The 683-nt window shown below is 28.0% G+C and carries 1 protein-coding gene; it reads right to left on the bottom strand.

Going from position 1 to position 683, the window contains the following annotated elements; translation table 11 throughout:
• A partial coding sequence (locus EL84_RS30385; RefSeq protein ID WP_047844528.1) for a LysE family translocator occupies positions 1-372 on the bottom strand: 372 nt, incomplete at its 3' end.
• Between the last annotated feature and the right edge of the window lie 311 nt (positions 373-683).

The following is a 683-nucleotide window of genomic DNA, read 5'->3' as shown; positions in this document are numbered from 1 at the left end:
TACTTTAGGATTAGAAATTGCTGTTAAAAAACCTTTTATAGGTAATCTATATATATTATGAGTATCATCTTTATGTTCAGAAATACTGTTTTCTGATTTCCATATCATATACGCGATAAAAATTAAGTAGAAAAATCCTAGAGTTTTTATTACCTCAAAAATTATAGGAAAATCATCAATTATTTGTTTTAGTCCAAAACCAATAGCACAAATAATCAGAAAATCAGCTATCGCTGCTCCAATACTAGCTAGAAAAACAGCTTTTATAGAATTATTAAGACCTAGATTTAAGGCCAATAAAGATGTAGGGCCAGGTAAAATGGCCCCTATAAAGCAAAAAAAACTATACAAAATAATTGTATAAAGTTCCATATTATTTTCTACTGTGTAGATGTTTTAGGTATTCATAAGTACTTGGTAAACTTTCCAAGAGATTATCCTCACGTTTCTTTAACTCTTGCATATATTCTCGAGCTTTATCATATTTATTATCATAAAGTATTTTTGGATATACTGAGTTTGGATAGGATTTAAACCCTGTAAACATGCAGTAGTAATTGCTATTTGTCCAGAAATTAGAAAACTCTATATCAAAGTCTCCATAATAATCTTCTTCATTTGTAGTAATTGGAGGAAAATAAAGTAAAACTTTTCAAAGAACAAGCCAAATAAAAAAATAGCCT

It is taken from the genome of Paenibacillus sp. VT-400, from assembly GCF_001029205.1.
Lineage (GTDB): Bacteria > Bacillota > Bacilli > Paenibacillales > Paenibacillaceae > Paenibacillus > Paenibacillus amylolyticus.
The sequence above is the reverse complement of the archived record's forward strand: the minus strand, read 5'-3'. Positions and strand labels throughout refer to the sequence as shown.